Here is a 5,731-nt window from a genome sequence, read left to right as displayed (position 1 = left end):
GACCGGCAGCGGCAACGAGCACGCCGATCGCGGTAAGGATGATTTTCGCTGCCAAGCCCTGCAGGTCCGATTGTCGGTTGTTAAAAAGTCCTTACACCAGCGATTCCAAGCGGGCAATCGGGGCCGGTATGCGGTTTTCGGGTGGCGAGACTCGGGGGGAATTGCGATATTGTTCCCTATCTGTACTGTAGATGTACCCGTTTTTCGCGGTTTGCGAAAAGGAGCCCATCATGGAAAACGCATCACCGATCACGGCCGGCCACGCAGTGTTAGAAACAGTGATCGGCTTCATGGGCATTGCCTGGAGCGAAAAAGGCCTGATCCGGCTCTGCCTGCCCGAACGCAGCCGTGAAGCGATCGAGCGCCGGCTGTTTCGCCATGCCGGCGTTTCAAGCTCTACCGAACAGCCGAAATGGGTGGTCGAATTGATCGCCTCGATCAAGGCCTATGCGGCCGGAGAGGATGTCGATTTCTCCGGCGTGCCGGTCGATCTCGACGGCGTCGACGATTTCCGTCTCGCCATCTACGACGCCGCGCGCAAGCTCGGCTTCGGCGAGACCACCACCTATGGCGAATTGGCCAAGCGCGCCGGTCATTCCGGGCTCGCGCGCGAAACCGGTGCCGCGCTCGGTGCCAACCCGGTGCCGCTGGTCATTCCGTGCCACCGCATCCTCGCCGCGGGCGGCAAGATCGGCGGCTTCTCCGCGCCCGGCGGTTCGGCCACCAAGGAGAAGATGCTCGCCATGGAAGGCGTGCGCGTCGGCCCGCCTCCGGCCGCGCAGGCATCATTCGGTTTCTGACAAAACCTGCCGAACGCCGGGCTCCCCTAGCGATGCGGGAAGAGGCGGCGTCGAAAATGCCGGTCGAAGTCCGGCCGCTTGCAGACATAGACGGGGCAGGACTTGGTGTCGGCGCTGGGCACATAGGCCCTCGCCCTCACCTCGCCCATGTTGCAGAAGCGCTCGTCCCGCACATAGCGATCATAAAGCGGCAGCCCAGGCACGCGCGACGACTGGTAGCGCAGGATGATGGCGCCCTGCCTGGCGATCGTCGCCTGCACGCGACCGCAGCTCATGCGCGTCGGGTCGTAGCGCGAGACAGCCTGTGCCTCGGCGGCCACCAGCATCAGGCAGGCGGCAAGCAGAATGGTTCTCATGGTCCTCTCCTACAATCGCGCGCGTGTCTTCCCTCCACAACGCGCGCCTGACCTCAAAACTTCCACGCTATCAGGGCACCCATTGGGAGCATGCCTGCAACTCCATCTTGTTTTCATCCGCGAACCATACTATATCCGCTCCATTGAATTTGGCCGATCGATCGGGCCTCGCGATCTTCGCGTTTGCTGACGTCTATCTCCAAAATTTCGATACCGCCGGCTGGACTTCGGTCCGGTCAAACCAAAGCAAATGTGAAGGACATTCTAATGGCAACTGGTACGGTCAAGTGGTTCAACGCCACCAAGGGCTTCGGCTTCATCCAGCCTGACAATGGCGGTGCGGACGTTTTCGTTCACATCTCCGCCGTCGAGCGCGCTGGCATGACCAGCCTCATCGAAGGCCAGAAGATCAACTTCGAGATCGAGCAGGACCGCCGCACCGGCAAGTCCGCTGCTGGATCTCTGAGCAAGGCAGCCTGATTTCGCGCAGGGCGCGCGCTGGGCGAGAGCCTGGAGCGCGCGGCGAGTCACGGATGTACTGACGGTCGCGCGACAAGCGCGCCGGAGCGGAAGGACCCGACAAGCCGAAGCGGCGGATTGCCGACGGCCCGGCCCCAACGCTCCCGATCAGGCTACCGGCATAGGAAGGCGGGCATTGCCCGCCTTTTTTGTTGCCTGATTTCCGGCGATTGGCGAAACCGGCGAAGCTGCATCCTTCTCCCCGTCATTATACGGGGGAAGTGCCCGGCAGGGCGATGAGGGGCAGCGCGACGGGTCGCGACAAGCTTCGCTTGCTTTGCCGGAGATCCAGGTAGCAAATCAACGCCAGAGGTCGGCGCCGCCCTCATCTGGCTGCCACCATCTTCTCCCCGTATAATGACGGGGAGAAGGACGCTCTCGTCGAAGCTTTCGCCAATTGCCGACGTGGCCTGCTCAGGGCACCCACTCGATCGGCACGTGCCCTTCGTCCGCCTCGACCCGCTTCAGCCATTCCACCACGGCCGGATAGGCGTCGAGCTGGAAGCCGCCCTTCTCGGCGGTGTGGGTGTAGGCATAGAGCGCGATGTCGGCGACGCTGTAAGCGCTGCCGGCGAAGAAGGCGTTCTGCTCCAGATGCTTGTTCATCACGCCGAGCGCCTTGTTGCCGCGCTCCAGCGTCAAGGCGAGCCGTTCCGGTGTGGCGTCCTTGGCCCTCTCCGGAAAGGTCAGCAGCGCCTTGCGCACCGCGATATAGGGCTCGTGGCTGTACTGCTCGAAGAACAGCCACTGATAGGCCAGCGCCCGCTCATATCTGTCGGCCGGCAGGAAGCGCGTGCCTTCGGCGAGATAGAGCAGTATGGCGTTGGATTCGGCGATGCGCCTGCCGTCGTCGAGCTCGAGCAGCGGCACCATCGCGTTCGGGTTCTTGGCGACGTAGTCGGCCTTGCGCGTCTCGCCGGTATGCGAACTCACCTCGATACGGGTGAAGGGAATGCCGAGCTTAGCCATCAAAAGACGCGGCTTGTAGCAATTGCCGCTGTCGATCATGTCATAAAGTATCATGGCCCTCTCCGGCATATCGAGCGATCAAGAAGCCTCTAACTTGCTTCTGCGAGTCCCATCCATTGATTTGTTTTTGAGTGAAAGCATCAGCGACGCTGATGCAAGGGCACGACCTTGTTGTCCATGCCGAGCAGCGCGTCGACCGAGAGCGGCTCTTCGTTGAAGACCGTGCCGGCAAGCGCCGGCCGGGCAAGGTGGTATCCCTGCAGGAGGTCGACGCCACCGTCGAGTGCCACGCGCAGATGGGTGGCCTGCTCGATGCCTTCGACCAGCACCTTGGCGCCGCGGTCGTGCAGCATCGAGACCAGCGGCCGGAAGAACCGCTCGGCAGCGGCGTGGCGGCAGAATTCGGCGAACCAGCCCCCGTCGATCTTGACGATGTCGGGCGACAGCAGGCCGATGCGCGCTTCGGTCGAATGTCCGGTGCCGAAATCGTCGATGGCGATGCGGATGCCGTCATGCCTCATCTCGCGCACCAGGCTGGCGAGCACATGGTCATCGGCCGCCTGTTCGGTGATCTCGCAGACCAGCATGGCAGGCTCGAGTCCGAAATCGCCGAGATGCCTGGTCATAAGGCGGATCTCGGCCAGCGCCCGCCCGAGGTGATCGTTGATCATCGGGTCGTAGTTGAAGAACAGCGTAAGCCCATCGACGCCGATGTTGCGGTAGTTGCCGAGATGCAGCATCCGGCACATCGTCTCGACAAAGAGGCGATCCGATGCCGCTACGCTGTCGAAGAAAACCTGCGGCGCAACGGGTGTCGCGACCCGGCGCGGCTCGATCAGCGCTTCGACGGCGACAGCCTTGAGCGTCCTGCCCTGCGGCGCGAAGATCGGCTGATAGGCGCTCCACAGCCGGAACTCGCGATAGACACCGAACTGGAGGCCGATCTCGTCGGCGAAGATCGCCTCGGCGGCATTGCGCCGCCTCTCGGGCCGCGCATTCATGGCGTCACCTTGCGCCCGAACGCCTTCGCAGGCCGCGACGGCGGCACAGGAGCGGGACTGGTGGCAAAATTGGCCTTGCTCTCGTCAGCCGCAGGCACCTGCATGCTCTTGCCGAAACCGCGAAAACTGGTCGAGGCGAGCTCCGGCCGGGCAAGCACATAGCCTTGCACCATCGAGGCGCCGGATTTCTCGGCGAGGTCCAACTGCCAGCCTTCCTCGATACCTTCGAAAACCGTCCGGATACCCTGGCTTTCGAAGCTCTTCACCATCGCGCTCAGCAGCGCGAAACCGGCCCCGGACTCCATGAGCTGTGTGATCCAGTGGGCGTCGAACTTGACGATATCCGGCCTCAATTCCTTGACGCGGTTGATGTCGGAATCGTCGGCGCCATAATCGTCGACGGCGATGCGGAAGCCGTTGGCTCTGAGCGCTTCGACAAAGCTGTAGAGCGTCTCCTGCGAAGCCGACCTCTGCTCGGTCACCTCGCAGACGATGCGGCGCGGATCGATGCCAGCCTCGTGCAGCACCAGGCGCATGTCGCGCAGCGCCTTGTCGACAATGGCGCGGTCGGTGAACACCGACGGATCGAAATTGATGAAGATGGATGCCTCTTGCGGCAAACAGGCGCCGGCGTTGAGCAGGTGCAGCGTCCTGGTCAGCCCCTCGATAGGCAGCCGTTCGCCCGCCGGGCAGGTGCCAAAGAAGCTCATCGGCGACTGCGGCTCGCCGTCGCGGAACGGCCGGATCAGCCCCTCGAAGGCGGCGACAGAAAGCTTGCCCTCGTTGAAGGCGAAGATCGGCTGGAAGGCGCTCTGCAGCGTGTAGATACCCCAGACACCGCTGGAGGTGCCGTCATCATGACGGATGATATGGGCAAGCCCGGTGCTGCGCGACAAGGGTCCCTCGCTCCGCCAAACCAGCGGAATTCAATCAGCCATCCTGCCAGCCAAGGGTTTACCGGTCGTTGATGAATTTATAGTTGCCGCTCACGCCACCTTGACCTCTGGATCATCCGACAATGCTTGCGCTGGGGCCGATGATGCGACATGAGAGGCGCCGCGGCCGCTCCTGGCCGCCATTCTCTTGGAGACGCCCTGTCATGGCCTTTCTTGCCGACGCCCTTTCCCGCGTGAAGCCTTCCGCGACCATCGCGGTGACGCAGAAAGCGCGCGAGCTGAAAAATGCCGGCCGTGACGTCATCGGCCTCGGCGCCGGCGAGCCGGACTTCGACACGCCCGACAACATCAAGAACGCGGCGATCGACGCGATCCGCCGCGGCGAGACCAAGTATCCGCCGGTTTCCGGCATCGTGCCGCTGCGCGAGGCGATCGCCAGGAAGTTCAAGCGCGAGAACAATCTCGACTACCGGCCGGAGCAGACCATCGTCGGCACCGGCGGCAAGCAGATCCTGTTCAACGCCTTCATGGCGACGCTGAACCCCGGCGACGAGGTCATCATTCCCCGCCCCTATTGGGTGAGCTACCCGGAAATGGTGGCGATCTGCGGCGGCACGTCGGTTTTCGCCGACACTTCGATCGACAACGGCTTCAAGCTGACCGCTGAAGTGTTGGAAAAGGCGATCACGCCGAAGACCAAATGGCTGCTGATGAACTCGCCGTCCAACCCGTCGGGCGCCGCCTACACCGAAGCCGAGCTTCGGGCGCTGGCCGACGTTTTGCTCAAGCACCCGCATGTCTGGACGTTGACCGACGACATGTACGAGCATCTGACCTATGGCGACTTCGTCTTCAAGACCATCGCCGAGGTCGAGCCGAAGCTCTACGAGCGGACGCTCACCATGAACGGCGTGTCGAAAGCCTATGCCATGACCGGGTGGCGCATCGGCTACGCCGCCGGCCCGGTGCCGCTGATCAAGGCGATGGACATGATCCAGGGCCAGCAGACCTCGGGCGCCTGCACCATCGCGCAATGGGCTTCCGTCGAGGCGCTCAACGGCCCGCAGGACTTCATCGCCAGGAACAAGGCGATCTTCCAAGGCCGGCGCGATCTCGTCGTCTCGATGCTCAACCAGGCGCGCGGCATCACCTGTCCGTCGCCGGAAGGCGCCTTCTATGTCTATCCGTCC

At 63.1% G+C, this 5,731-nt stretch carries 7 protein-coding genes; 3 read left to right on the top strand and 4 right to left on the bottom strand.

All coding sequences use genetic code 11. The annotated features are described in order from the left end of the window. Positions 1-230 precede the first annotated feature (230 nt). Positions 231-800 carry a methylated-DNA--[protein]-cysteine S-methyltransferase gene (locus tag EOA38_RS25990; protein ID WP_126092447.1) on the top strand — a complete coding sequence of 190 codons (570 nt, stop codon included), beginning with the start codon at positions 231-233 and terminating at the stop codon, positions 798-800. Positions 801-826: 26 nt separating this feature from the next. On the opposite strand, the gene EOA38_RS25985 is transcribed toward EOA38_RS25990, so the two are convergent. Further along, positions 827-1,156, bottom strand: a complete 330-nt coding sequence (locus tag EOA38_RS25985; RefSeq protein ID WP_126092446.1) for a hypothetical protein — start codon at positions 1,154-1,156, stop codon at positions 827-829. A 267-nt stretch (positions 1,157-1,423) separates the two neighbouring features. Here EOA38_RS25985 and EOA38_RS25980 point away from each other — a divergent pair, with 267 nt between their 5' ends. Next, positions 1,424-1,636 (top strand): cold-shock protein, encoded by a 213-nt coding sequence (locus EOA38_RS25980; RefSeq protein ID WP_126092445.1) that lies wholly within the window; start codon positions 1,424-1,426, stop codon positions 1,634-1,636. Positions 1,637-2,089: 453 nt separating this feature from the next. Here EOA38_RS25980 and EOA38_RS25975 read toward each other — a convergent pair whose 3' ends face one another. The 3 genes from EOA38_RS25975 to EOA38_RS25965 form a co-directional block, all read right to left on the bottom strand. Next, the gene (locus EOA38_RS25975; protein WP_126092444.1) at positions 2,090-2,698 is read right to left on the bottom strand and encodes a glutathione S-transferase family protein; all 609 of its coding nucleotides are present in this window, start codon (positions 2,696-2,698) and stop codon (positions 2,090-2,092) included. Positions 2,699-2,784: 86 nt separating this feature from the next. After that, positions 2,785-3,645, bottom strand: coding sequence for an EAL domain-containing protein (locus tag EOA38_RS25970; RefSeq protein ID WP_126092443.1), 861 nt, complete (start codon positions 3,643-3,645; stop codon positions 2,785-2,787). Continuing rightward, a complete protein-coding gene (locus tag EOA38_RS25965; RefSeq protein ID WP_126092442.1) occupies positions 3,642-4,541 on the bottom strand; it encodes an EAL domain-containing protein in 900 nt (299 codons plus the stop codon). Before EOA38_RS25965 ends, EOA38_RS25970 begins: the two co-directional genes overlap by 4 nt. Before the next feature lie 203 nt (positions 4,542-4,744). Here EOA38_RS25965 and EOA38_RS25960 point away from each other — a divergent pair. Continuing rightward, positions 4,745-5,731 (top strand): pyridoxal phosphate-dependent aminotransferase (locus tag EOA38_RS25960; protein WP_145966067.1); only part of this gene is annotated, 987 nt, incomplete at its 3' end.

The organism is Mesorhizobium sp. M1E.F.Ca.ET.041.01.1.1, assembly GCF_003997355.1.
In the GTDB taxonomy this organism is placed as follows: Bacteria; Pseudomonadota; Alphaproteobacteria; order Rhizobiales; family Rhizobiaceae; genus Mesorhizobium.
The sequence above is the reverse complement of the archived record's forward strand: the minus strand, read 5'-3'. Positions and strand labels throughout refer to the sequence as shown.

What these genes read in the sequence shown, in the direction of transcription:
- EOA38_RS25970 (WP_126092443.1), bottom strand. Translation starts at nt 3,645, where the DNA reads ATGAATGCGCGGCCCGAGAGGCGGCGCAATGCCGCCGAGGCGATCTTC.
- EOA38_RS25975 (WP_126092444.1), bottom strand. Translation starts at nt 2,698, where the DNA reads ATGATACTTTATGACATGATCGACAGCGGCAATTGCTACAAGCCGCGT.
- EOA38_RS25985 (WP_126092446.1), bottom strand. Translation starts at nt 1,156, where the DNA reads ATGAGAACCATTCTGCTTGCCGCCTGCCTGATGCTGGTGGCCGCCGAG.
- EOA38_RS25980 (WP_126092445.1), top strand. Translation starts at nt 1,424, where the DNA reads ATGGCAACTGGTACGGTCAAGTGGTTCAACGCCACCAAGGGCTTCGGC.
- EOA38_RS25990 (WP_126092447.1), top strand. Translation starts at nt 231, where the DNA reads ATGGAAAACGCATCACCGATCACGGCCGGCCACGCAGTGTTAGAAACA.